Raw genomic sequence first — 24,024 nt, 5'->3', positions numbered from 1 at the left:
GCAGACCGGTGGGAGAAGTACACCACTGAGTTCGGGTCTCTTTACGAGCGGACCGTTCGGACTGGTAATGGAGCCAGTTCATGGCGTCCCTGACTCGCGGCGCAATGAAAGTGCGGAAATGACTGACACGACGAAGTTGGCGCTCCTGGCCCCGTTCGCGTATGAGAAAGGCGAGGAGCTTCCGCCCATGGAATGGCGGCGCCTTGAGGAAGGACGCCTTGTTCTGGTCCAGCTGGATAATGGGCCAATACTGGCCGGAGAAGTCGATGAAGCAACCGACGATGCCACGGTCTTCTGGGTATGGCTGGAACGGGGCTTGGGCAGGCTAGCGGTTTTCGATGATGACAACATCAGTGTCTGGTTGCCTAAGGGCTATCAACTGAGAACGTAAGGGGTGAGGCGATGGTGCGCATCAACGTCGACGAAATCCCGCAGCCGCACAGCCTCGCCCAATGCGGCTGGAAAGCCGTCACATCAACTCATACGAGAGAAGGAATAAGCATGCAGAAACTCGCACACAGGCTCGAGCGCCTGGGCACTGAAAGGGCTTTCAGCGTCGCGCAGGCCGCTGCCGCTTGGAAGGCCAAGGGGAACCTGGTGTACCCGTTCCACTTGGGTGACATCAATATCCCGACCGCCTCGAACATCGTGGAGGCGATGAACCGGGCGATCGCCGACGGGTACACCGGCTACTGCCCTGGCCCCGGAATTCCGCAGCTCCGTGAAGCCCTGGCGGACGATATCGGTTCGCGACGCGGCATCAGTTTTTCCCCGGAGAACGTGGTGGTGATGACCGGCGGCAAGCCCGTGATCACCAAGTTCCTGCAGGCCGTGATGAACCCCGGCCAGGAGGTGCTCTACCCCACCCCCGGCTTCCCGATCTATGAATCGCAGATCGAATACCTCAGCGGAACCGCCCTGCCGTACGGCTATGTGCCCACGAGCACGGGCTTTGCGATCGACCTCGAGCAGATCCGCTCCTCGATCACCCCGAACACGGTCGCCATCATCTACAACGATCTGCAGAACCCCATCTCTGCCGAGTCAACGGCCGCTGAGCGCGAGGCCATCGCACAGCTCGCGATCGAACACGACCTGTGGGTGCTCTCCGACGAGGCCTACTTTGAGACCCGCTATGAGGGCGTTTCAAGCTCCATCACATCGATTCCCGGCATGGCTGAGCGTACGGTCATCCTCTACACGTTCAGCAAGAAGTTCGCCATGACCGGCTCACGCCTCGGCTGCGCCGTCGTCCCGCGTGAGATAGCCCAAGTGCTCAGCACCCTCAATACGAACGACGAGTCGTGCACCACCCACTATGTGCAGTGGGCCGGCATCGAAGCGCTCCGTGGCCCCCAGGATTCTGTGCAACAGATGCTCACCACTTTGCAGACGCGCCGCGACGCGGCGTGTGAACTCGTGAACGCCATCCCCGGAATGAGTGTGGCCGTACCGCAGTCGACGTTCTATCTGTTCCCCGACGTCACCGAGGCAATGCAGCGCAGAGGCTATACGGCTGTAGGCGACTTCGCCTCCGACGCCCTCTATAAGACCGGCATGTCCTTCTGCACCCGTGAGCACTTCGGCCGCCGCCTCCCCGGCGAGGAACGGCAGTATATCCGGCTCGCCTACTCAGGCATCGAAGTACCCGACATCCAAGAAGGCCTCGAACGCCTGCGCGAATGGATCGAGACAGCATGAGCCCGGTAGTCGTTACGGGTAACGTGCCCCAGAAGCCAGCCCCGTTGCCGCATTCGTCCATTGGCGGCGGCGTTTGGCTGTCTCAAGGAACCCGCGCCGGACATGGAGGGATCGCGGAGGTCAGCGCCGATACCGTGGTCCTGACGGGCACGCGTCGGCGGGCGTTGGACTCCACGGTCCTGGATGACCCAGTCGCGAGGCAGGACACACTCACAACTTAACTGCCGCGTTCCGCCGTTCCGCCGTTTCGGTCCCGGTGAGCAGGACCTTCGCTCCACCCGGGCGAACGGGTATGACTACATCCGCACCGGGCAAACCCGACATCGCCTGGATGGCCGGGGGCCATAGGGGGGCCGATCTCCGACTTCTCGCAACTGCTTCCACTCGGCACACTTGAACGCCGATAACCGACGTTCCGTAAAACTGTTGCTGCCCGTGATCTACCCCTAGATTCGCGGGCGGAATGGCTGAACACCAGGCCTGGCGCATGCGTTTCAGGGTCACAGAATATCCGGGTTGTTCCGGTAGGCGGTGTTTTTGTTGGTGTTCCAGCCTGCGATGATGCCGGCGCCGAGCATGTGGTCCGTGAGCCTGGCGAAGCGGTAGCCGGGGTCGGTTTCGAGGGCGAGTTGGAGGTATTGGTGTGCTTTGGATCCTCTGCCTTCCCACCAGTTGATGTAGCCGATGGTGGTGAGGATGGGTGCTGCGTGCTCCGGGCCGGTGAGGGTGTAGGCGTGCGTGAGGAGTTGTTTGGCCCATTCGATGCGTGACCAGTTCGGAGCCTGAGTGGTTTGGGCGAAGAGGATGTGGTCGTGTGGTTCGTCGATGTCGGGGATATCAGCCATGAGCCGATCGCGGATGTGCGGGAACTGGTAGTACGCGATGAGCTTCAGGACGTCCTGGTCGGTTGGGTAGTTCTTGGTGTTCAGCATGCTTATCCAGAGTCGGTGCGCGTCCTTGAGGGCTGCGGCAGGGGGTGCGCTGAGGACGGCTTGCATGTGGCGTTCGACGGCGGTCGCGTGCTCTGCCTTGTCAGTTGCCGCCGGCAGGGAAACTTGGTTCGAAGGTTCGATGGTGCTACCGCGGTAGATGAATTCAGCGTTAATTTGGGAGTATTCGGTGCTGCTGATGGGTACGGCGATGTCCGGCCCGGGTGGGGTGTCGTACGGGGAGTAGGTGCTATCCGTGACGTAGATGCCGTCCCGAATGGTGACGCCTTCTTGAGCGAGGACTCCGGTGAGGGCTGCGATGGTGGCCCGGTGCGGCCTTGCCTCGCCTGGCTCTGGAGTCTCGGTGGAGTAGAGGGCAAAGACGATTCCGGTGGCTCGTTCGTCCGAGGTGAGGTAGGCGGCGACAGTTTGGGCGAAGCGGACGGCGTAGCCTCGTTGTTTGGGTAGGTCGATGCGGAGGGTGGCGCCGACTTTGTCTTTGTTGAGGGTGATGCAGACGAGGCTTTCCTGTGGCCAGAACCCGAGGGTGTGGCCGATGAAGCTGAGTAGATCGGCGGGGTCCTTAATAGTCAACGCGCTCATTGTCCTGTCTCCTCTTGCTTTGTCTGTTGTCTCACGTGATTCGGAATGGTGGCTCCTCGAATCCGACGATCGTGGTGCCAGCTGTGGGCCCTGGACAGCGTGGGGTTATCCAGAAAGCTGAGCGGCGGATTCGCATCTGGTATTTCATGGGGATCGATGGTTGCCGCAACATGTTCGTGAAGGGTCGAAGCTTCAAGGCACGGCGAAAGCTCCAGGCGACGGACAGTGGTCCGGCGGTGATGGGTGGCCAAGTGCGAACGGGCCTCCGATGCAAAGTCGGCAACCGAGGGGTCCGAGTCTCGTGGATCCCGTTATTTAGGGATCTTCAGGAAGAAGTGCTGGTCGAAGACGCGACATATGCGCCGTTATCGGCAAGCTGGCTGGTCAGGCTGAGGTTAGGCTCCGACGAATGCGCACGAAAGCCCGGTAGCCGAATCAATACACGAGGTGCGCTGTGTCTTCTATTCGGGTGAGGCGTTCGGATGCGTGACGGAATGACTCGAAACATTGCTTGTCAGGGAGTTGCGGGGCTCAGCACGGGACTCTTGCTTACGACTGTTATTGATTTGGCTCCGCGGGTCAGGGCCACGTACAACTCTTGAGCCGTGTACTGGTCGGCATCAAGCAGAATCGCGTGGTCGTACTCGAGTCCCTTCACCAAAAGCGGCCGCGACAGTACGCGTCGGGCTGGGCGTCGGCCACGAGCTCTCACGCCGTTGCGGACTTGGGTGAGCGCCTGGGAGGTGGTCAGGGTAGCGTCCAATCCGGCAAACTTAAGGGCATTAGTAGCCTCCGTCCAAGCTTCACGGCAGTAGACGTTGATATCCGGAAGAGCTAATACTGCGTCCAAGGCTGCAAGGACGGAAGTTGGTGATGGCTGGGCGAGCATTTGGTTGATGGCGGAGTAGGCGACCTGCCGCTCTGCCGTTCGTGTGAGGATGGACTTGCCCGCGGCCAGCTGGCGCCTCTTGGAGGTATCCAGATGTGCCGCCACTCCAGTCGCGCAGCTTACTGCGAACTCGATTGCACCGGCGGCTATCTCCTGCGCGCTACCGTTGTCGATCAAGTGGCAGAACTTCTCGGTCACCTGTGAGTCAAGGGCCTCCATGACGGAATACGATCCGTTCAGTAGCAAAGCGGGCCGAATGATGTCGTGGCGGAAGCGGCCCAGGGCGACGGTGGTGCCAGCCTGCGGAGACCGGAAGCAGGCCCTGGCTTGTTCCTTTGTCTTGAATCGTTGATCGCTTGGCATCTCTAGCCACTTGACCGGTGAACCACTTAGGTTGATCGCGTTGCCTCGGGAAAGTGGGTCCCGGATTGAAAGGAGCCAGTGTCCAAGTTCTGGATTATGAGCGTGCCACCGCCAAGGATAGGCCTCAAGTTTTACCTCGGGAAAATGGTTAAGTACATCTCTATGCCATTTGACGGGTTGCTGACCCCCGAAGTTGAAAAGCCCTTGCAGTGGGTCCCCCAACACCAGCGTTGGTAAAGTGGCCGAGATCGCGACGACCAGATGGTGTTGGTCGATAAGGCAGTCCTGATACTCGTCGACGACTATGACGTCATAGCTCACTCTCAGCATGCGTTGGACCGGTTCGCTGGAGACCGCCCGCGCGGCTGCCCTATGATACTCCTGGGACAGAGCCCAGTCCGGGTCCGCTGCCACGGCTAGCCCTGCCAGCATTGGATAATGCTGGATGAGATCGAAGGACCATGCGTCAATCGTGCGGACGCTGACTTGCCCTTTGGGAACAGAGAACTTGGCCATCCGCCGCCGGAGCGCATCGACGCCGGCGTGGGTATGCGTCAGAACCAGAACGTGACCTCCGCCAGCTGCAACCGCGGACACAACTGCGGCGACGAGCTCGGTTTTTCCCGCGCCGGCCGGCAGGGTTATGGAACCCGGCAGGGCCCCGAGAATTCGGTCTGCGGAGGTGCTAAGCGGGTGCCCGTCAGTCATTTAGGGTGTCGCCGTAGACGAAGCGCGATACTCGCTCAAGGGTTGTACCGAGAGTTTTTGCCTTGATGCTTTCCCAGTGCGTGATCAGGATCGCTGCCAGCGCCTCTCCGCCATCAACGGTCTTGAACCAGGAGCTTTTCCCTTTCGCCGCGAGCCCGACTGCGTTGCGGACTTCATCAGGTGTTTTTCCGCACGCTTCGGTCCACAAATCAGGATCGATGCCTTCCAGCTTGTTCACGGAGAGTTTTGCGGCGACGGCCGAGCGTACCGCCTCCTCGCTCATGTGCGTCGCGGCTTGCGCCACCAGCTCGCGCAATCCGTCCGCATCGAGACCATATGCCAGCTCGTCTTCAAGTGCTCTGCCTTCTTGCCACCGGGCGAAACAGACTCCGGATGCCTCGGCGGTCGCAACATTGGGTTCCGCCTGGGGGTCGTCGCCGTCCATGAGAACCATGGAGGGGTATCCCAGGGACTTGAACAGGTGCGCCCGGTCTGGAGCGCTGGTGCCTCCTTTGCCATCCACGACGGCCACGCCCAGAGACACGCTGCTTGCTTGTCCTTGGTTAAGGCGAGCGGCGTCCCATGCTCTGAACAGCCCTCGAAGCAGGCCAACCTCAGTGGCCCCCTCGCCGACAACGATTTTGCGGGCGAGTAAAGCCGATGGTGCCGAACGAAAAACTCCTTGGGCGTTCTCCAATTTGAACGGAACTGGTAGGACCGTCGTTATGCCTTCAACGGATCGAACGACAGCGAGGTCTTTGACGCCGAGGCTCTCAACGGCCATCGGCGAGTGGGTTGTGATAATGACTTGGACCGATGTGGCCTCGGCCTTCAGCCGGAGCGTGTTGAGCAAGTGCGAGAGTCGGTGGGGCTCAAGTCCATGCTCCACCTCATCAATGGCAATGATAGATCCGCCAATTGCTGCGGCCGATTGTATGCCGAAGCTTGTCAATCGCCTCGTGCCCAGCCCAAATTGTGTCAAGGGGATCTGTCCGTCGTGAAGCATCAAAGCATGGGTCGAGGACGCTGAGCTGGGCTCCAGTCCAGGCTGGAGTTTAGTAAAGGGTGCGCTTCCTACCTCCCGAGCGTTAGTCTGAGCCAGCGAGGCAGCCACGGTGAGGGCTTCCGGTTGTGCGTCGAATACGGCATCACGTGCCTGCCGGTGTGCATCTAGGATCACGGCAGCGCCCTGGCGCTGCTCAGTCAGTCCGCTGAGCGCGGAAGTGCGCGTCCACCGCAGATGGTTGTCCGCCTGGTCATCGATGCGAAAGAATCCCAACCGTTGACGTTGGTTGCCACTTATAGTTCGCGTCTCCTCCACGCCTGGACGTATAACCTCCCAGACCGGCTCAAGATCTTTTTCAACGGTCAATCGGACTACGAGACAAGGATCCGTTCCGGCTACCGGATCATGGAGCAGGCTGCCGTCCGGACAAATACCTGACTGATCCTTGCCAAACTGATTTTCTTGGATGAGAGAGTCTGGCAGGGCGGTGATTACGGCAGTGATAAGGATCGGTTCGTCGGTGTTCCCGCCGAAAAAGTCGGCATCAGTGAAGCGGAGTGTGTATGTCGGTGAGAGAACGGCCCCGAGCGCGTCAATAAGCGTCGTTTTCGTTGAATCACCGGGACCAACCAACGCAACAAGATCCGCAGAGGTGTGCCAATCACATTCGCGGATCCCTCTAAAATTCCTGATACTCAGACTGCGCATTTTCACATATAGATTCTCGGTGATGGCACGCGCGTCGAGGGTATGCCGCGCCGCATTACTGTTGGAGAGAAATGCCTGGTCCGGGAGTAAGCCTGGAAACGTTTAGACAACCAGTGCCAACCGCACCCAACCAGATTCAGGGCCCTACGTCCTATGACTAGCGTTTTTGGATCTGTTCGGGCAGGAACAGGGGCTTGATATTTTGTTGTCGGCGGAAACGGGTAGGCTCCGGGGCATGACAGCATTAATCACCGTAGGTGGATGGACTCCTCTACCCGGCGCGCTTCCAGCGGATGTACAGCCGGACACGATCTACGTCCTTCCGACGCGAAAACCAGTGGACAAGGAAGACGAGCAGGACGCTCCGCGCTATACGGAAATCGTGCGGTATCTGCCTAAGGAGGCACGCGCTGCTGGCCTCCCGGTGGAATTCGCAACCCCCACGGGTACACGGAAGTACCTACACGAGTTCAGCATCGACCCGGAAATGTGGGCACTTGGCCTCGCGGTCCTGACAATTACCAGTGACTGGCTAGTGTTCGCAGTCGAACAGTTCATCAGTACCCGAGCAAAAGCCCAGGGCTGGACTCAACAAGAGGCACGCGAGTTACCTCTCAAGGTCTCTATCTCCGAGACCAGCACATCACGGAACATCCAAGTGGAGGGCAGCGGTGCCGACGTCCTCGAAGCTCTAAGACGCTTTGGGCAGCCGTCCCTGGACAAAGGAGAGGACCTTTAGAGTGGCCGGGAATAAAGGGCGAAGCTTCAAAGCACTAGTAATGCAGTGGGGGACGGTCCCACCATCGGGGGGACCACTCCGCGAGAAGTATCTCTACCAAAAAGGTACAGAGTCCCTCCGGATTGCCAACGCGTCATACGCGGCAGCTCTGGCGGCCCTCGGTGAAGGCATTGTGGAGATGCCTGAGCTTCGCCTGCCTCTAGTGTCGGATGACGACTTTCTTCGTCGAGAAGTGCAGCGCACGAAACGGGCCGAGTGGTCAGCCTTTCGCGCCACACTTGACCGGGAGACGCTTGATGTTGTCGCGCCCAATATCCGGCGGTCTGAATCTGCAGCCGTAGCCGCACTTAACTACCTCGAGGATCATGAGCTTGCGGAGGTGGCCCATATGGCTATCCATCGGGTGGCATTCATGAGACGTGGCTTGTTCGGCTGTCCTATAGTCTTGCGCGATGACGACGAGTTTTGGACGGATTGTTCTGTCGACATTTCACACTTGCGAGCAGGGATGTCCGCGGGTCTTACCGGCGACTTCGAATGCTCTATTTGTGCGCAGATGGTCGAAGACTGTGACCACACCGTAGGTGAGGTGTACGACAAGGTTGTTTCGCGGGACGATGACGGGAAGTGCTCCGTTTGCGAGTCGTTTGATTGCGAGCACCGTGTCGGAAAGGCTTACCCGAGTGTCGCAAACGCAATTGCCCGCAACATGATTTTGGAGGAGGGTTCCATTGTCGCCCGCCCCCGATATCCGCTGGCGAGGATGATAGAGAAATCGATCGATTTAGGATCATTGGGCGATGACCCACGAATCCGCACCGCGGCCCGGAACGCTTCATTGAACTGTGACGGATGCCTTGGTCCTTGCTCAGGTTTCAACGACATGTTGACTTGGAATGATCGACGAAAAACCGCAAGGAAGACCAGCGAAGACGATTACGATATCGACATGGTAGTGACGCGGTCGGATTTATATGCTGGTGGTTGATCGGCATTCCCACTGACACCGGAGGGTAGTTTTTTCACTCATAGCCTTGGAAGGTGGATGTGACATGCGAGTCAGGTTGCCGCCGTCGCACATACAAAGGGGCAGATGGGAGCCCAAGCTACCAGCGTGCTCTTCGAAAGGTGCAGCTGTGTCGTATTTCGTATCGCTGGCAGCCAAGTATGAGAATAGCGACTGGACGGCAGACGGAACCCGACCACAGGTCCACGAGATAAGACCATGAGGGCGGATGCCATGGGGTCGGCGTAAGGCGAACAACACAGTCTCATGATCAGTGTTCGGCATCGCCGCAAGCTTTATCATGGGCCTTATGCTTGGATTCCATGTAGTCGATGCCCGTGACAACGCGCTAATGCACTGGATCTTTTTCAAAGTCGCAAAGTCGGACCCGCGCCTCTTCCAACAGTCCATGCAGGCAGAAGCGAAACTAATCCGTGAGCTTCTTAGTTCACGTGGCATTCGCTATGAGGACTTAAAGTCGTCCCTAGTGCCCACTGATGACGGTATCCAGGCCGTCTTCCTTTATGACTGGTGGGGCGATGAATCATGGAACTATGCAGTCGCCTTCGCCAATAAATACTTGCCTGTGCTTCGAAAGAACTTGCGAACGAGTATGCTTCATGGCGATCTGCATGACATGCGAGGTACTATGCCCGTTGAGGCACTTGAAGCTGCCCTTGTCAGTCACCGCCCACGAACAATCAATTGGCAAACCCAATATGCGGTTTACTTCAACAATCTCAAGAAGAGTGACGTTGCCAGCCTTCACGAGGAACTCTCGCATGAGCCGCGATACGTGGGCTACATCGACGTCACCTTTGCAGGGGCAGTCCGCAACTTTCTCGCGCACACACTTGCCTCACAGTGGGTCATATGCGGGTCAAAGATCATCCTTAGCCATGGTGCCGATGACCCGTTCGTTGGCCAAGACGACCCAGTAGGATTCGCTCTGCCTAAGTATGGATACGAAGTGGTGAGTCTTATGGACTCCTACTTCACTGGTTTCTTTTCATACAAGATTGAGGCGACAAGTGCGCCGCAGGCTGGTGACGACCGCATCCTGAATCTTGCCGCAGTCACCGGTGAACTTATCGACCTCCGGGCCTCTCAAGTTTTCGTTCACCCCGACAAGCTAGACAAGTATCTACTTCGGGAAGAAAACAAACTTCGACTGATGACAAGCATTGGTTTGCGAGATGTAACTCCGAACGAACTCGCCTCTCTTGTGAAAAATAGGTTATTGCAGAGTTACATCTATGACCTCCGATTTGCGGTCGATGGGACGCCGCTCTTTGCTGTAACGGCCGAGTTTGAAAAGCCTACCGGCGGATTGACGCGCCGCCTGCTTGCCCTTAAATACGACCGTGCAACTCAATTAGTTAGTCTGGTGACGATGTACTAGAGAGCGGCCGCGAACACCTGCAGCGCGCCGATGACTGCTTTCATAGCGTTTGGGTGACGGGCGTAATTGCGTAAGGGCCGTATCTGGCCCTGCGACAATTGTTGCGTGCATTGCCGGAGAGAGGCTATCGCCTCGAGGGATATCGTCGTTAGGGTCGAGCCGGTGGAGCCGGTGACGTCAATTCTCCCGGGAACAACCTCGCGAGATCAATATCGAGTACCAGCGCAAAAGGGCGTCCCGTGCGGCTACGTCGACACCGGAGCCGTGAGATTTCCGGCCCCGCCGGGCCCAGTGCAGGAGCTGCGATGAGCTCTATAGTTGACCCCATGAGCGAACTCAGGGGACATCTCTTACAGGTGCAGGACATAATTGCCCGCACGCGGAACTTCCAAGTCGACGAAGCCTCGGACCCGAAAGAGTTCTCCAAGACGATAGTCGAAGACGTTGGTGCGCTTGCCGAGGCTGTGAGTGAGCTCATCAAGCGATCTGAGGTCTGAGCGACGGCATGCCTCCCGCACGGCAGCTATCTGGGGCGTCCATCCAAGTCTCGGATCTGAACCGACCACCCGCCTCCGTAGTTGATCGTCGAAATGAGCCTTCTGCTTGCATGGCGACAGGACCGATGGACGAGCTCACGTAGGTTTGCACGTCCATGCACAAAAAGCAGCGCTTGCTGCCGGCTTCTGGACGAGGCCATGGCCGCCTTATAGACGCAAAGAAGTGTGAACAATGTCCACACTTTCCACCTCGGACTGCCTCGGAAAGCCGCCGGATTGGCCCGGATTCCGCATGTTTCCGCCACTTCCCAGTGTTTCCTAGGCTCGGAATCCCGTTCGAGTCCCACCTCGGGCACGGCATACCCCCTCGTCAGAGGGGGTTTTTGCTTTAACGTGTGTACAACTTAGGTGGTCAGGTCCCTCTGACACTGGCCGCGGGGTGTGCCTGGCGCTGCGGGTCGCCTGTTTGGTTGTGGGGGGAGCGGGTTCAGGGTCGTGGCTGGCGGGCCCTTCGCTTGGTGTGAGCTGGGGTTATATATTCCTCTCTTGGTTCGTCCGGTAGGTTGTGGTTGGCCTACACCTCTTCATGGGTAGGGGGACCGAGCGCGACATGACTTTGGGATGCTTCGTCAAAATTCTTGGTTTTAACTCGCGGTTGACGTCGTGAAGCCTGCATTGCCGATGCTTTGTCCGGCCAACGGGGGTGTGGACAGTGTCCACACTTAAGTCTTCTTTATTGCGACTGATTGCAGCCATGTGCTCTTCCCCACTTGGGCCTATATCTACTCATGCATGTGAGTGCCTATAGCGACATGACGCCGATCAGGACGCGCTCTACATATGTAGGGTCATTCCGAGGTGGGGTTCAGTGGCGGTCGGCTGAGTGCTTTCAAGTTGGTCTTGGCCGTGTCCTCGACGCGCACCTTGAAATCAATCGGAGGCGGGCCCGACACAGATGACCGCTCCCCAGCGGAGGCTGTGGAACATTGCAGCTCACGCGATCGTCGGCTGAGCACGGCTAAGCGGACGGGTCTGCCGATAAGGGCCCTTCCGTAAAGCTGCTCCGTGGGCTTTGGCTACCTTTATGGTTCGGTCGGTGGTGAGGCCCGTCTAACGAGGTGCTCCATGGCGGTCTGCCATCCGAGGATTTCCCGTGGTCGCTTGTTGAGTTCGGTGGCGATAACACTGAGGTGTTCGCGCTATGAACGCCGAGGTCTGTTCCTTTAGGAAAGTACTGGCGGAGCATGCCATTGGTGTTCTCGTTTGATCCGCCTTGCCACGGGCTTGCGGGGTCCCAGAGTACACGAAGGTCCCACGCGTGACTTCGTGGTACACCAGCCCTGCATTCTCAAGCACGTTGAGGGCGCGCCGCGCTCTCATGCGGCCAATGCCGAATTCCAGGCAAAGACCACGTTCCGGCGGCAGCGGGGACTGAGGCATGAGATCACCGGAATGGATGTAGATTCGCCGACACCCAAGACCGCCCGGCTTCGGTGTTGAGTCCGGTCTTAACCAGTCCAAAGGGCCGCTTTGGATGCGTCGGATCAGACCGGGACCTGACCGAAGAACAGCGCTTTTGACAACAAGCGTTCGGCGCCAGGCCACCGGGACACATGTCGGGGAAGCTGTTATCGATTCCCCGATCGTCCGCGCTCCGTGGTGCGGGATAGCCGGTGGGATGTACCCCATCAATGCCAGCGGCGACTCCCCAGGACCGTCACAGCGGCGGTGATGGCGATGCCGAGGCCGATCGGGACGCTGAGATGGATCCGGAGCAGGAGTACTCCGATGGCGGCCCCGGCGAACATAGCGAGGACAGCGCCCAGCCGTCGGTTGAGTAACCGGGGCCGTTGCTTGCCCACAAGCGACTCCCCGGCGAGGGAAGTCATGGTGGATGTAATGACCACTGTGGTCATGTCTCGTACGCCCAAATGCCGCGCAATCAGGGCCTGGGAGCCCATGTGCATGGCGATAACGGCGGCAACAATGACACCAATGGACTGCCGGCCGACGTCTCCCACGATGAGAGAGATGGCGGCGGTTCCCGTCAACGCGATACAACCCGCTGTGAGAAGGAGCGTGACCCTGCGGTTCCAGCCTTTCGGGCTTGATTGGAGCGTATATCCGGCAACCGCCGCGCCGAGGAGAAAGGCGCCCAGTGCTACCAGTGGGCCCAAAGTTGGCAGGTTCGCCGCCCCGGCCAACGCCATCGCAAGAATCACCACGTTGCCGGTCATGTTTCCGGTGAAGATGTGATCAAGTCCAAGGTAGCCGACCGCGTCAACCACACCTGTAACGAGCGTGAGGGCCATCATGAGCATCAGTCGGAACTTTTCCGGAGACGACGCATTTTCTTGCGGGTTAGGGGCGGTTTTGGTACCTGAGCTGGCTACGGCTGATGTCATGGTTTAGGGATCCTTCATCGTGAGAGGTGGTCTTTGTGACCACCCCTCGGACATGCTTGTTGGTGGTTTTAGATGCACTGGCTGGCAACTACGACGATGCCGTCGTTCCGGGGATCTGCGCTGGCGGCTAGGGCGCCCATCGTAGCGTCGCCGTGCAAGCATGGAATGACCGACAAGGTCGTCCCGGCCCTTGCCGTTCAGGATGGTGACGTTGTCTCGCCCAACTGGACAAGGGGGTCATCGTCAATCAGCCCTCGGCAAGGATGTGGTCGTTGGCCGTCTGTGCGTCCATGCCGCCAACCACGAAGCGCGGACGGCGGGAGTTATGCTTGCGCCGTCGTGAGCCGTTCGGCTTCCTGCCTCGCATTGTTGGCACGGCGCTCAGCCTTCAAGCTTGGAATGCTCGCCCACACGGTGCCATGAACGGTTGTGGTAGACCAGAGCGTCGCCGGCTTCTCCCGTTTGGATGTCACGCATCACGCGCGATTCCAGGGCGTGAACGGCGATGATTGTGGAGGTCCCTACCTCCATGCGGTTGATGATGGCGCAGCGCACCCAGGCGCGGACATCGTCATACACCGCTTCGCCGGTTGCAAGGGCCGACCAGCGGTGCGTCTGGTCAAAGCGGTCGGCGCCGGGGGTCGCTCCAAACTTCGCCAAGTCGACGTCGTGCGCGTCCAGCAGGTGCACGACGACGGTTTCGGCGCGCGAAAGCACTTCGGACGCAGAGGACAGTGCCGAGACCGAGAAAATCAGCAGCGGAGGTTCCGCACTCACTGACACGACCGACGATACCGTCAGTGCCACCGGTCCTTCGCCGGCATCCGCCGTGATGACGGCGACACCTCCCGGGTGGCCACGGAACAGTGCTTTGAATTCGTCGGCCGAGAGGGAGGACGGGAAGCTTTGCTTCGGAGCCTCGAGCCAAGTGTCTGGGGGGTAGGCGTGAAACATCGTTATGGCACCCTGGGGGCGGAGCGGGCGAGTTCCTCGCGAATGATGTTCGTCCCTGCGCTGAGAGCACTCAGCTTGGCCAGTGCGACGTCCCGGGGGAACGGTGCCATGCCGCAGTTGGAGCTCGGGATGAGCTTGTCCGCATCGACGAACTGCAGGGCCTTGCGGAGGGTGTCGGCGACGTCCTCCGGGGTCTCGATGGTCTCGCTTGCGACGTCGATTGCCCCGAGCATGACTTTCTTGCCGCGGAGGAGCTCGATGAGGTCCATGGGCACGTGGGAGTTCTGGGATTCCAGCGAGATGATGTCGATGCTGGAGCTCTGAAGCAGCGGGAACGTTTCCTCGTACTGCCGCCACTGTGAGCCGAGCGTCGCCTTCCAGTCAGTATTCGCCTTGATCCCGTAGCCGTAGCAGATATGCACGGCAGTCTCCGCACGCAGCCCCTCGGCCGCTCTCTCAAGCGCAGCCACGCCCCAGTCCTTGACCTCATCGAGGAAGACATTGAACGCGGGCTCGTCGAACTGGATGATGTCCACGCCGGCCGCCTCCAGTTCTTTCGCCTCCTGGTTCAGGATCGTGGCGAATTCCCAGGCCAGCTTCTCGCGGCTCTTGTAGTGGTCGTCGTAGAGTGTGTCCACCATGGTCATGGGACCGGGAAGAGTCCATTTGATCGGCCGGTCGGTGGTGGCGCGGAGGAACTTTGCGTCATCGACGAATACCGGCCGCTCGCGGCGCACCGCTCCGACGACGGTCGGCACGCTCGCGTCGTAGCGATCGCGGATGCGCACGGTCTTGCGCTGTTCAAAGTCGACCCCGCTGAGATGCTCGATGAAGGTGGTGACGAAGTGCTGGCGGGTTTGCTCGCCGTCGCTGACGATGTCGATGCCGCGTCGGCTCTGCTCGTGGATGGCGATGCGCAACGCATCCTGCTTGCCCTCGAGCAGCGCATCTCCCTCCAGTTTCCACGGGGACCACAGAGTCTCCGGCTGTGCGAGCCACGATGGTTTGGGCAGGCTTCCGACGACGGTGGTGGGCAAAAGTGTGTTCATGATTGACGATTCTCCGTGGGTCAGTTGACGAGAGCGGGGTGTTTGGCGGTCCACTGGTCCAATAGATCCTTGTGGGGCGTGATGAATTGTTCCTGCGTGTACTTCGCCTGAGTGATCGCGAGCTGACTGCGCTCGACGCGGTCGTAAGCGATCTGGGTCCGCGAGTAATCCTGCTCTCCCAGGCTCGGTTGGTAGACGACGGCGGCGGCTGAGTTCGCGTTGTAGACCTCCGGGCGGTAGATCTTCTGGAACGTCTCCATGGTGCTGATCGTGCCGATGAGTTGCAGGTTGGAGTAGTCGTTGAGCAGGTCGCCGCGGAAATAGAAGGCCAGTGGCGCAACGCTGCCGCGTGGCATGAAGTAGCGAACCTGCAGTCCCATCTTTGCGAAGTAGGCGTCCGTCAGTGAGAACTCGTCCTGCTGGTACTCGACGCCCAGGACGGGGTGATGGTTTTCCGTTCGGCGGTACGTCTTGCTCGTGGAGACGCTGATGCACACCACTGGTGGCTGCGGGAAGCGTTCCTGGCATGCCGGGGAATCGAGGAATTGCTGGAACAGTTTGCCGTGAAGATCGCCGAAGTCCTCGGGAACCGTGGGCTTGCCTGACGCCGCTGCCGCCGCTGGCAGTACGACGCTGAAGTCGAAGTCACGGACGTAGGAGGAGAAGTTGTTCCCCACGATCCCTTGGTGGCGGACCCCGTTCAATTGGTCGACGATCTGGATGTCAAGAACCTCGAACAGGGGGAACTTCTGATCGGTGCCTTCTGCAGTGAACTCTATCTGCACGGAAACGATCTCAAGCTCGAGCGTGTAACGGTCCCGGTCCGGGTTGTCCCAGCTTGCGAGATCGTTGAAGCGGCGCCGAATCATGGTCAAGGCGTTGCGGAGGTTCTCCTGGCGGTGCTCGCCCCGTGCCAGGTTGGCGAAATTCGTGGTGATCCGCGAGCCTTCCGACGGGGAGTAGTCCTCGTCGAAGGGGGTCGTGGTGATGCTGAAGGTGAAGTCGTCTGCCATGTGCTGCCATTCCGTTGATGGGCCGGAGACGGCCTTTCCGAAGGGGATGTATCCATGGTGCAGCCTTGGGAGGGGTATCAGGTAACTAGTGGTTGCTATGCACTGATATAGAATTTTCCTATGGCCCAGTTTTCGAGCGGATTGACCCTGCAACAGCTCCGCTACTTCATAGAAGTTGCAGCGGAGGGGTCGATCTCCGCCGCTGCCGATCTTCTCTACGTAGCGCAGCCGACAATGTCCGCATCGATGAAGGACCTTGAGGCCCGGGTTGGCCGTGCGCTCCTGGTTCGCTCCGCCCGCGGGGCTACCCTCACCGCCGACGGGGTAGAGTTCCTCGGCTACGCGAGGCAGGTCGTGGAGCAGTTTGCTCTCCTCGAGCAGCGCTACCTTGGCAGGCCACCGCGGCGACGTCTGCTCGGGGTGTCAACGCAGCACTACTCGTTCGCGGTGGACGCCTTCGTCCGGATGGTCAAGGCCACTGATGTGGCCGAATACGAGTTCTCACTGCGTGAGTCCCGCACCTGGGACATCATTGAGGATGTCCGGACGCTCCGCAGCGAGATAGGCATCCTCTACCGGAACAATTTCAACCGGAAGGTCATCGACAAGCTGCTCCGGGAATCCGGGCTCGCGTTCACTCCGCTTTTCCTCGCCGATCCTCACATTTTCATTTCACGGAACAACCCGCTCGCCTCAAAAGAGCGTGCGTCCCTCGACGATCTCGCCGGGATGCCGCGGCTGACCTTCGATCAAGGTGCGAACAACTCCTTCTACTTCGCCGAGGAGATTCTCTCCACCATGTCCAGTAAGCAGGAGATCCGGGTCTCTGACCGTGCCACGATCTTCAACCTCATGATCGGGCTCCACGGCTACACCATCTCGACGGGCATCATCAGCGGCCAGCTCGATCCGGAGATCGTCGCCATCCCGCTCGACGTTGACGAACGCATAGAGATCGGCTGGATCGGCCACGCCGCGATCCCGCTCACCGACCAAGCGCAGCACTACCTCAGGGAATTGCGGGCCGTCGTCGCCGAGTTCGGCGTAGCGCTACTCGACTGACTGCAGTTGAGCGGGCGGGTCTTTACCCCTTCAGTGATTGGACGTAGTTGTTGCAGCCGAGCGGGTTGCAGGTGCCGGATATGCCCGCCGTCGTCGTTAGCATGGCCCGGGCGGACGCCGGCGAGGAAACCGGCCTGTTCCAGGTGGTGACGATCCAGCCAAGGGACATCACGTCGGGCCTGTAAGGCCGCGGTGCCGTCCTGGCCAAGATGCAGATCCCCAAGGTCGGGCCGTCCATCAGGGCTCTTCTGCCCATTCAACTCGCAGGCGGAGGATCGCTGACCTAAGACGTCTGGTCCGCAGCGTGCATTCTCTATCTACTGGGAATCTGAGAATGCGGATCAGCGCTAGACCGGTTACTTGGCTAACTCCATTGAGCAGTGGGGCATTTGGGGCAGCCCTCTGGAACTCCAAGTCAAAGATACCGGGCAGACACCGTACTGTGTGATCAGCCCGGATCCGGTGCTGACCGCGGTCCTGGGCAAGGAGTGGCCACACGACAATCTCAATGGGTCCCGGGAATTCGTCCTGCAGGGTAGCCGTATAAGCAATAACAAGATGTGGACAATGTCCACACTTTCCACCCCGGACTGCCTCGTACAGCCGCCGAATTGCCCCGGATTCCGCATGTTTCCGCCACTTCCCAGTGTTTGCAAGCCCCGGAATGCCGTTCGAGTCCCACCTCAGGCACGGCATACCCCCTCGTCAGAGGGGGTTTTTGCCTTAACGTGTTGACAATTGTTGACACGAGTCTCTGATGTGTGGTGCCGGCTTGTGCCTAGCCGCAGGCCTGTTCAGTTGTGGGGAAGCGGGTTCAAGGTCTTGGCTGTTGGGCCCACCGCTGGCTCTGTTCTGGGGCTATGGGTTCCTTTCTTGGTTCGTCGGGCAGGTTGTGGTTGGCCTACACCCCTTCATGGATAGGGGTGCTGAAGACGACATGACTTTCGAGATCCTTCGTGAATGATCCTGGTTTTGGCTCGTTGCTGGAGTTAAGAGGCTTGACTCAGGAGAGCTTTGTCAGGTCAAAGGGGGTGTGTACATTGTCCACACCTAAATCTTCTTTACTGTGATTGTTGGCAGTCATTGGCTTCTCCCTTCCTCGGCCTACACCTACTCATCATTCAAGTGGCGCGAGCGACATGACGCACATTCGCAGGCGCAGTATCTGCGGGGCCATCGCGACGTAAGTGTTCAGCCGCCACGGTCGACCGGGTGCTCTGGGGAGGTCTCTTCGGTGTCGTCGACGCACAACTACGACCAAATGGGGGAGTGCCCGGCACGGATTGCGGTCCCTTCCAAGGTCGCCGAGCATTTGGAGTTCACACGCTTGTCGGGGCGTGCACATCGAAGCCGACAAAGCTGCCGACAAGTGCCCTTCCGTCAGGCTTGGGGGAGTACCTCGCGAATTCCTTAGGTGCGTCGGATCAGGCGAGAGAACCAGGATTGCCGACCTGACGGTAGATGCAACGACATGCTTCACCCGGCAGAGGGTCCTTATGCCCACCCGACGACGAGGCGCGCAGCGTCCTGTGGGACGGTAGGATCGATCCCTGTGATTTCCGCGAAACGACGTAGGCGGTTTGTCAACGTATTCCGATGACAAAAAAGCTCTGCTGCCGAGTCTCCGGCACTGCCTGTACGGAGGTAGCTGCGGACTGATTCTTCCAACCGGTTACGTTCCGTTCTGGTGCAGCTTGAAAGGGCTGCTGTGACGTCTGTCAGTACGGGGTGCCCTGCCAGAATTAGGCTCCGGTTGGCAAGTCTGGCCCAGCCGCGCTTCCAGGTCATTGCCCCGTGCTCACCGCTTCTGAACACCCGAGCGAGATCGCGGGCGATGTTTGCTGCTTGACGAAGACCCCGGAGGCCCGCATCAGCATCGGTAAGTCCGACTCTGATGGTGAGCAAATTGCGTCGGAACAGATCGCGCTTGGGATCTGTCCCTTCGAGTTGCGTGGTGAACGCAATGAGTGCGTCGCCGCGGTGATGGGAGAACACGTTTCTGCCTGCGCGTTCGGCTTCGGCGATAAAGACCCTCAGGGCTGGCATCTCATCGGGCTCGGCGCTTACCACTATCAGGGGGCCGGTAGGGGCAATTTCAAGCTCACCTGCGATGGTGCGCAGCTGTTCGTCCGTCAGTTCGCGTGTCTGGAAGAGTTCCGCCAACAGGCCCTGTCGTACGGAAAATGCTTCGTCCTGCATACGCTCCCGTTCTGCGATGAATGCCCGCTGAGTCTGGCCCGCGTATTCGTCGACGGTGTCGAGCACAATCCAGGTGTGGCGAACCACCAGCGTTGCATCCTCCGGTGTTGCAACCCTGGTAAGGGCCTCCCAAAGGACGTTGTAATCAAGGCGGATAGCTGACATCAATGAGGTGATGGGGATCCCTGCGCGGGCGCGGGATACGCCGACTTCAGCGGCTACAGCGACTGCCTCATGGAGCCCACCTTCACGTAGGCCGGTAACCATGGCTTCGAAGGCCAGGCGCCCCGTCCGCCGTATCTCGGAAAGGGGGATGGGGGCAGGGTTGTAACCGGGGATCGCGGTAATTCGAGAAAGAAACGCCTCGGTGAGCTCCTCAATGTCGAGCTGGTCCAGCAGCTCCTGCCAGCGCATGGAATCGTGGGGCTCCGGACCGCCGCTAAGCCGGGGTTGGTTCATGTCCATGCTTTCCACAATATGTGCATATGCACTTTTTTTACCAAGAAAATCGAGGTGAATGCTGTGCGAAAATGGCTGTAACTCCTGAGAACCTCATTGAACAAGATGTTTGCGGAAGATTCACGTAAACGTAAACCGGATCACGCATCTACGGAGATGACAATGAGTGAGACACTACAGGCGGCGAATTTTGAGCAACATGCCGTCAAAGAGCTGAGTAGGAAAGACGCGAACAAGGTCGCGTTGGGCGCATTGATCGGCTCCGCACTTGAGTACTACGACTTTTTCCTTTTCAGTGCCGCAGCGGCACTGGTGTTCAACGTTCAGTACTTCACAAGCGGCAACCCGACCGCGGCGGCTTTGGCCTCGTTCGCCACCTTTGGTGTTGGCGTTGCTGCCAGACCCCTCGGCGGAATCATCTTCGGTAGCATGGGCGACCGGATCGGGCGCCGCAAGACCCTGATGATCACGATCATTGGCATTGGCATGATTACTGGTCTTATCGGGGTGCTGCCGACTTATGCCGCAATCGGTATTGCCGCCCCAATTCTGCTCGTGTTGTTGCGGGTAGTACAGGGCCTCTTCGTCGGTGGAGAATGGTCAGGGGCCCTGACCTTGGTGGTGGAAAACTCCCCGTTGCACCTTCGCGCCCGGTACGCCGTGATTCCACTGATTGGTTCCCCCATCGGGACGATACTCTCTTCCGGAGGGTTCTTCCTGGTCACGATCCTCTTCACCAAAGAAAACTTTGACGCGTGGGGCTGGCGTATCCCGTTCCTCATTTCCCTGCCCCTGCTGCTCATTGCCATTTACATCCGCAGCAAGCTCGAAGAGTCGCCAGTGTTCCGCCAAATCGAAGAAGCCGGCGAAATTGAGCAGACCCCTGTCCGCACCACCTTTAAGCATTCTTGGCGACAGCTCTTGATCGGTATGGCTTCCTGCCTACTCGGCATGGGCGGCTTCTATCTGGTCACCACGTTCTGCGTCTGGTACGGAGTCAACGTCCTCAAGTACCCGTCAACCCTGATGTTGCTTGGCACTATTGCTGCCGCAGTAGTAGAGATCTTTGTCATTGTCTGGAGCGGACGCCTCGGCGCTAAATATGGCTCAAGCCGGGTCATACTGTGGGGCGGTATTGCCTCCGCAGTGGTAGCCGTTCCTGCGTTCCTGCTGCTCACCTCAGGTAATCCTGTTCTTGTCGTCATCGCCATGGTCCTTGCAGTGTCGACTCTCTCCTTCCCCTACGCCGGCACCGGCGCGGTTTTGACGGGCCTGTTTGAAGCCAAGACCCGCTTTACGGGTGTGGCTGTTGCAAACAACACTTCAGCGATGGTGGCGGGCTTTGTCCCCTTGGTTGTCACGGGTGTAGTTGCAGCCGCCGGGAATCACTGGTGGCCCGCCGCCGTGATGCTTGTACTCATCTCGATCATTACCGCTTCGGCTGGTGCGATCGCACCCCGTTTCAGCGTGAATCTGCCCGGCTTCAAGCACTAACAAGAACGGCCTGGGCAGTCGCCTCGATTGCCACCTCAGACCGGGCCCGGTCGTCCCGCAGGAACCCACTTGGCTAGCTGCCGATAGGGCCGCCCAATGCTGACAAGTCAGCCGGCACTCGTCTAAAGAACGGTCACTCTCATCACAGTAAAGATGTGATTGGTCCCCAGAAAGGAACTTCACCATGAAGCTCGACCTTCTTGTCCGGGCGAACGAGATTCTCACCATGGACCCCGACCGGCCCATTGCGACGGCTGTCGGAGTCATCGGCGAACGTATCGTGGGCTTTGATGACGAAATCGCAAGCATGGAGGCGGAGCGCAGCCTTGACTTCGGTGATGCGTGCATTACCCCGGGCCTTATCGATGCCCACTGCCACACAACGTGGTGGGGTCTGGGCCTCGATTCGGTGGATTTAAGCGGGTGCAGGGGACTCGAGGACGTTTATGTCAAGATCGAGGCCGAAGTACAGCGCCTGTCCGGCGATGACGAAGCCTGGGTGCACGGTACCGGATTCAACCAAGCCCACCATGGGGGGCGCTTCCCGGACATCGGGCGTATTGATGACATAACTGGTAATCGCCCGCTGTACCTTCGGCACGCTTCCGGACATTCATCAATCACTAACAGCGCCACGCTGGATCTGATCGGGGCTTTACATCCCACCTTCCAGGACCCGGCAGGAGGAATCGTGGTGCGGGACCCCGAAGGAAAACCTACCGGTGTCATGGAAGAAGCTGCACAGGGATTGGTGCAGGCACTGCTACTGCCATACTCAACCGAAAGAATCGTCCGGGCATTGGACTCTGCGACAGAGCGGTACGCGGCGCAAGGGATAACCAGCTTCACCGAAGCCGGCATCGGCGGCGGGTGGATCGGCCACAGCCCTGTCGAGGTTGCTGCGTACCAGACCGCCGCCGAAACCGGTCATCTTCATGCCCGCGCCCAGCTGATGCCCGCCATGGACGCGCTGCAACCCATAACGGGGCATCCTGCCGATTTCCACCATCAAGGAGTAGGTCTTGGACTGGGCTTGGGACTTCGTTACGGCTTCGGAGACGATTACGTGCGGTTCGGACACGTCAAAGTCTTCCTGGACGGCTCCCTCCTGGGAGCAACCGCTGCAGTAACCGAATCCTTCTGCGGACACGATCACAAGACCGGCTACCTTTTGGACGAACCAGGCACCTACCGGGAGCGCGCCTTGAGTGCCTACCGTGCCGGGTGGCCCCTGGCGCTGCACGCCATTGGCGATGTAGCCATCGACCTGGCGATGGACCTCATCGAGGAGGCGCAGGACAGTTACGGTCGCGGCGAAGCACCCTGCCGCATCGAGCATTTCGGCATGGCCCGGCCGGACCAAGTCGTTCGCGCCGGTGTCCTCGGCATCGCAGTGGCCCCCCAAGCAGGATTCATTGGTCCCTTAGGCGATCAGATTGTGACTCTGGTTGGGCCCGACCGAGAATCCTGGCTGTACAGGGGCCGGTCCGTTATCGACGCGGGAGCCCTTCTCGCAGGGTCTTCCGACCTGCCGGTAGCAGATAACAACCTTCGCAGGGGCATGCAATCAGCCGTTGACCGGCGAACGAACAAAGGCCTGCCTTTCGCCGCAGGGGAGGCCATCACACCTGAGGAAGCACTTAGAACGCACACAGAGTGGGGTGCCCGCGCCACCGGTCAATTCCGGGACAAGGGCACACTGGAACGCGGCAAACTCGCCGATTTCACGGTGTTTTCTGAATCGCCACTGACGGCCCGCAACATCGCCGAGATCGACGTCGTGGCCACGATTCTTGGCGGCCGGCTGAGCTATGACGCCCGGAAAGCACTTAAGAGTCCGACACCTCAATTGCAGCTCCATTCGGTCACCAACTGACGACCGGATATCCCAACCCAAACGCACACAACAAGGAGGATCTAACGGTGCACGAAGTAAAAAGTTCAACACGTTCGCTATCGGATGCAGACCCAGCCGACGAACCGGCAACAACGATCGCATTGGATCTCGCCCTCGCGCGCGACGGACAGGCAAGCTTTGACCGGCTGATCAGCGAACTGGACCCCGAGGACCTTCAGGGCGAATCGCTCCTGCCCGGATGGACCCGGGCGCACGTCATCGCGCACATCGCCTACAACGCCCGAGCACTTGCCCGGTTGGTCCAGTGGGCGCAGACAGGGATCGAGAATTCGATGTACGAATCGCCTGAGTCACGGGCGGATGAGATCGACCTCGGGTCGACACTCTCCCACACGAGTCTGACCCGGCTCTCATCGCAGGAGGCCGCACAGCTCGAAGAAGCCTGGACGAATCTTCCCGACGATCGCTGGACTCACAAGGTAAAGAACGCACAGGGGCGCATGATTCCCATTTCCGAGACTATTTGGATGCGGGCCCGCGAACTATGGTTGCATGCCATTGACCTCAACAACGGGGCAACCGTCCAGGACATTCCCCAGCCAACCGCAGCCCGCATCCTGCAGGATGTGTTGACTACTTGGGAGGGCCGGGACGGCCATTACGTGCGCGCTGTCCCAACAGACGCCCACACGGACTTTCAGCCTGGCGGTGAAGGACAAACCGTACCGGCAGGCGGCGAAATTCTGTCAATCTCCGGCACACTTACAAACCTCCTGGCCTGGGCCACCGGACGTGGTCACGATGGCGTCGTGGTGATCAATGCGGATGGACGTGAGATCGGCCCCGCGCCGGCGGCGCACCGCTGGATCTAATCGCCGCTGCCGAAGAAGCCCAACCAAGGCGATCTCCGACCAAGAACACCGCACGTGCGGGTATTCGGTGCTCATTGGCTGAAGCATCTGCCTCGTCCTCCCGGAAAT

At 59.4% G+C, this 24,024-nt stretch carries 20 protein-coding genes and 2 pseudogenes; 11 read left to right on the top strand and 11 right to left on the bottom strand.

Annotated elements, in window-relative coordinates; all coding sequences use genetic code 11:
* Nucleotides 1-118: 118 nt before the first annotated feature.
* The 3 genes from J7I86_RS05925 to J7I86_RS05915 all read left to right on the top strand — a co-directional run bounded on the left by J7I86_RS05925 (nucleotide 119) and on the right by J7I86_RS05915 (nucleotide 1,922).
* Nucleotides 119-391, top strand: coding sequence for a hypothetical protein (locus J7I86_RS05925; RefSeq protein WP_214817254.1), 273 nt, complete (start codon nucleotides 119-121; stop codon nucleotides 389-391).
* A 110-nt stretch (nucleotides 392-501) separates the two neighbouring features.
* Complete coding sequence (locus J7I86_RS05920) at nucleotides 502-1,701, top strand: pyridoxal phosphate-dependent aminotransferase (RefSeq protein ID WP_214817251.1); 1,200 nt, start codon at nucleotides 502-504, stop codon at nucleotides 1,699-1,701.
* Nucleotides 1,698-1,922: a hypothetical protein gene (locus J7I86_RS05915; RefSeq protein ID WP_214817236.1), complete on the top strand. Its 225-nt coding sequence runs from the start codon at nucleotides 1,698-1,700 to the stop codon at nucleotides 1,920-1,922. Before J7I86_RS05920 ends, J7I86_RS05915 begins: the two co-directional genes overlap by 4 nt.
* 279 nt (nucleotides 1,923-2,201) lie before the next feature.
* Here J7I86_RS05915 and J7I86_RS05910 read toward each other — a convergent pair whose 3' ends face one another.
* The 3 genes from J7I86_RS05910 to J7I86_RS05900 form a co-directional block, all read right to left on the bottom strand.
* Nucleotides 2,202-3,233, bottom strand: a complete 1,032-nt coding sequence (locus J7I86_RS05910; RefSeq protein ID WP_214817222.1) for a DUF4192 domain-containing protein — start codon at nucleotides 3,231-3,233, stop codon at nucleotides 2,202-2,204.
* A gap of 514 nt (nucleotides 3,234-3,747) precedes the next feature.
* Nucleotides 3,748-5,193 carry a UvrD-helicase domain-containing protein gene (locus tag J7I86_RS05905; protein WP_214817219.1) on the bottom strand — a complete coding sequence of 482 codons (1,446 nt, stop codon included), beginning with the start codon at nucleotides 5,191-5,193 and terminating at the stop codon, nucleotides 3,748-3,750.
* On the bottom strand, nucleotides 5,186-6,907 hold the full coding sequence (locus tag J7I86_RS05900; RefSeq protein ID WP_286179424.1) for an ATP-dependent endonuclease: 1,722 nt from the start codon (nucleotides 6,905-6,907) through the stop codon (nucleotides 5,186-5,188). Before J7I86_RS05900 ends, J7I86_RS05905 begins: the two co-directional genes overlap by 8 nt.
* A gap of 235 nt (nucleotides 6,908-7,142) precedes the next feature.
* Here J7I86_RS05900 and J7I86_RS05895 point away from each other — a divergent pair, with 235 nt between their 5' ends.
* The 4 genes from J7I86_RS05895 to J7I86_RS05880 all read left to right on the top strand — a co-directional run bounded on the left by J7I86_RS05895 (nucleotide 7,143) and on the right by J7I86_RS05880 (nucleotide 10,551).
* Nucleotides 7,143-7,646 (top strand): hypothetical protein, encoded by a 504-nt coding sequence (locus J7I86_RS05895; protein ID WP_214817213.1) that lies wholly within the window; start codon nucleotides 7,143-7,145, stop codon nucleotides 7,644-7,646.
* Nucleotides 7,647-7,824: 178 nt separating this feature from the next.
* On the top strand, nucleotides 7,825-8,634 hold the full coding sequence (locus tag J7I86_RS05890) for a hypothetical protein (RefSeq protein WP_214817210.1): 810 nt from the start codon (nucleotides 7,825-7,827) through the stop codon (nucleotides 8,632-8,634).
* A 292-nt stretch (nucleotides 8,635-8,926) separates the two neighbouring features.
* Nucleotides 8,927-10,054 (top strand): hypothetical protein, encoded by a 1,128-nt coding sequence (locus J7I86_RS05885; protein ID WP_214817207.1) that lies wholly within the window; start codon nucleotides 8,927-8,929, stop codon nucleotides 10,052-10,054.
* A 305-nt stretch (nucleotides 10,055-10,359) separates the two neighbouring features.
* The gene (locus J7I86_RS05880) at nucleotides 10,360-10,551 is read left to right on the top strand and encodes a hypothetical protein (protein WP_214817204.1); all 192 of its coding nucleotides are present in this window, start codon (nucleotides 10,360-10,362) and stop codon (nucleotides 10,549-10,551) included.
* Nucleotides 10,552-11,633: 1,082 nt separating this feature from the next.
* On the opposite strand, the pseudogene J7I86_RS05875 reads toward J7I86_RS05880, so the two are convergent.
* The 7 genes and pseudogenes from J7I86_RS05875 to J7I86_RS05850 form a co-directional block, all read right to left on the bottom strand.
* A pseudogene (locus J7I86_RS05875) lies at nucleotides 11,634-11,845 on the bottom strand (transposase); the annotation flags it as partial.
* A 20-nt stretch (nucleotides 11,846-11,865) separates the two neighbouring features.
* Nucleotides 11,866-12,240: pseudogene (locus tag J7I86_RS23240) on the bottom strand (GntR family transcriptional regulator); the annotation flags it as partial.
* Complete coding sequence (locus J7I86_RS05865; RefSeq protein ID WP_286179411.1) at nucleotides 12,240-12,956, bottom strand: YoaK family protein; 717 nt, start codon at nucleotides 12,954-12,956, stop codon at nucleotides 12,240-12,242. The gene J7I86_RS05865 and the pseudogene J7I86_RS23240, both read right to left, overlap by 1 nt.
* Before the next feature lie 247 nt (nucleotides 12,957-13,203).
* Nucleotides 13,204-13,332 carry a hypothetical protein gene (locus tag J7I86_RS22640; RefSeq protein WP_286179409.1) on the bottom strand — a complete coding sequence of 43 codons (129 nt, stop codon included), beginning with the start codon at nucleotides 13,330-13,332 and terminating at the stop codon, nucleotides 13,204-13,206.
* A gap of 5 nt (nucleotides 13,333-13,337) precedes the next feature.
* Nucleotides 13,338-13,910: a flavin reductase family protein gene (locus tag J7I86_RS05860; protein WP_214817201.1), complete on the bottom strand. Its 573-nt coding sequence runs from the start codon at nucleotides 13,908-13,910 to the stop codon at nucleotides 13,338-13,340.
* Nucleotides 13,911-13,912: 2 nt separating this feature from the next.
* Complete coding sequence (locus J7I86_RS05855) at nucleotides 13,913-14,959, bottom strand: methionine synthase (RefSeq protein WP_214817198.1); 1,047 nt, start codon at nucleotides 14,957-14,959, stop codon at nucleotides 13,913-13,915.
* A gap of 20 nt (nucleotides 14,960-14,979) precedes the next feature.
* Nucleotides 14,980-15,972 carry a DUF1852 domain-containing protein gene (locus J7I86_RS05850; protein ID WP_214817184.1) on the bottom strand — a complete coding sequence of 331 codons (993 nt, stop codon included), beginning with the start codon at nucleotides 15,970-15,972 and terminating at the stop codon, nucleotides 14,980-14,982.
* 120 nt (nucleotides 15,973-16,092) lie between these two features.
* Between J7I86_RS05850 and J7I86_RS05845 the strand changes: the two genes are divergently transcribed.
* Nucleotides 16,093-17,034 (top strand): LysR family transcriptional regulator, encoded by a 942-nt coding sequence (locus J7I86_RS05845; protein WP_214817181.1) that lies wholly within the window; start codon nucleotides 16,093-16,095, stop codon nucleotides 17,032-17,034.
* A 1,494-nt stretch (nucleotides 17,035-18,528) separates the two neighbouring features.
* Here the strand turns inward: J7I86_RS05845 and J7I86_RS05840 are convergent.
* Nucleotides 18,529-19,698, bottom strand: coding sequence for a CdaR family transcriptional regulator (locus J7I86_RS05840; protein ID WP_214817178.1), 1,170 nt, complete (start codon nucleotides 19,696-19,698; stop codon nucleotides 18,529-18,531).
* Between the two features lie 156 nt (nucleotides 19,699-19,854).
* Here J7I86_RS05840 and J7I86_RS05835 point away from each other — a divergent pair, with 156 nt between their 5' ends.
* From J7I86_RS05835 to J7I86_RS05825, 3 genes are all read left to right on the top strand, one after another.
* Entirely contained in the window at nucleotides 19,855-21,186 is a 1,332-nt protein-coding gene (locus J7I86_RS05835; protein WP_286179404.1) for an MFS transporter, read from the top strand.
* 184 nt (nucleotides 21,187-21,370) lie between these two features.
* Nucleotides 21,371-23,062 (top strand): amidohydrolase, encoded by a 1,692-nt coding sequence (locus tag J7I86_RS05830; protein WP_214817172.1) that lies wholly within the window; start codon nucleotides 21,371-21,373, stop codon nucleotides 23,060-23,062.
* 47 nt (nucleotides 23,063-23,109) lie between these two features.
* Nucleotides 23,110-23,916, top strand: coding sequence for a maleylpyruvate isomerase family mycothiol-dependent enzyme (locus tag J7I86_RS05825; RefSeq protein ID WP_309476672.1), 807 nt, complete (start codon nucleotides 23,110-23,112; stop codon nucleotides 23,914-23,916).
* The last annotated feature ends 108 nt before the right edge of the window (nucleotides 23,917-24,024 follow it).

The sequence above is a fragment of the Arthrobacter sp. ISL-95 genome, from assembly GCF_018613695.1.
Classification (GTDB): Bacteria; Actinomycetota; Actinomycetes; order Actinomycetales; family Micrococcaceae; genus Arthrobacter.
This window is presented reverse-complemented; position numbering and strand designations above follow the sequence as displayed.

What these genes read in the sequence shown, in the direction of transcription:
- J7I86_RS05925 (WP_214817254.1), top strand. Translation starts at nt 119, where the DNA reads ATGACTGACACGACGAAGTTGGCGCTCCTGGCCCCGTTCGCGTATGAG.
- J7I86_RS05920 (WP_214817251.1), top strand. Translation starts at nt 502, where the DNA reads ATGCAGAAACTCGCACACAGGCTCGAGCGCCTGGGCACTGAAAGGGCT.
- J7I86_RS05915 (WP_214817236.1), top strand. Translation starts at nt 1,698, where the DNA reads ATGAGCCCGGTAGTCGTTACGGGTAACGTGCCCCAGAAGCCAGCCCCG.
- J7I86_RS05910 (WP_214817222.1), bottom strand. Translation starts at nt 3,233, where the DNA reads ATGAGCGCGTTGACTATTAAGGACCCCGCCGATCTACTCAGCTTCATC.
- J7I86_RS05905 (WP_214817219.1), bottom strand. Translation starts at nt 5,193, where the DNA reads ATGACTGACGGGCACCCGCTTAGCACCTCCGCAGACCGAATTCTCGGG.
- J7I86_RS05900 (WP_286179424.1), bottom strand. Translation starts at nt 6,907, where the DNA reads ATGCGCAGTCTGAGTATCAGGAATTTTAGAGGGATCCGCGAATGTGAT.
- J7I86_RS05895 (WP_214817213.1), top strand. Translation starts at nt 7,143, where the DNA reads ATGACAGCATTAATCACCGTAGGTGGATGGACTCCTCTACCCGGCGCG.
- J7I86_RS05890 (WP_214817210.1), top strand. Translation starts at nt 7,825, where the DNA reads ATGCCTGAGCTTCGCCTGCCTCTAGTGTCGGATGACGACTTTCTTCGT.
- J7I86_RS05880 (WP_214817204.1), top strand. Translation starts at nt 10,360, where the DNA reads ATGAGCTCTATAGTTGACCCCATGAGCGAACTCAGGGGACATCTCTTA.
- J7I86_RS05865 (WP_286179411.1), bottom strand. Translation starts at nt 12,956, where the DNA reads ATGACATCAGCCGTAGCCAGCTCAGGTACCAAAACCGCCCCTAACCCG.
- J7I86_RS05860 (WP_214817201.1), bottom strand. Translation starts at nt 13,910, where the DNA reads ATGTTTCACGCCTACCCCCCAGACACTTGGCTCGAGGCTCCGAAGCAA.
- J7I86_RS05855 (WP_214817198.1), bottom strand. Translation starts at nt 14,959, where the DNA reads ATGAACACACTTTTGCCCACCACCGTCGTCGGAAGCCTGCCCAAACCA.
- J7I86_RS05850 (WP_214817184.1), bottom strand. Translation starts at nt 15,972, where the DNA reads ATGGCAGACGACTTCACCTTCAGCATCACCACGACCCCCTTCGACGAG.
- J7I86_RS05845 (WP_214817181.1), top strand. Translation starts at nt 16,093, where the DNA reads ATGGCCCAGTTTTCGAGCGGATTGACCCTGCAACAGCTCCGCTACTTC.
- J7I86_RS05840 (WP_214817178.1), bottom strand. Translation starts at nt 19,698, where the DNA reads ATGGACATGAACCAACCCCGGCTTAGCGGCGGTCCGGAGCCCCACGAT.
- J7I86_RS05835 (WP_286179404.1), top strand. Translation starts at nt 19,855, where the DNA reads ATGAGTGAGACACTACAGGCGGCGAATTTTGAGCAACATGCCGTCAAA.
- J7I86_RS05830 (WP_214817172.1), top strand. Translation starts at nt 21,371, where the DNA reads ATGAAGCTCGACCTTCTTGTCCGGGCGAACGAGATTCTCACCATGGAC.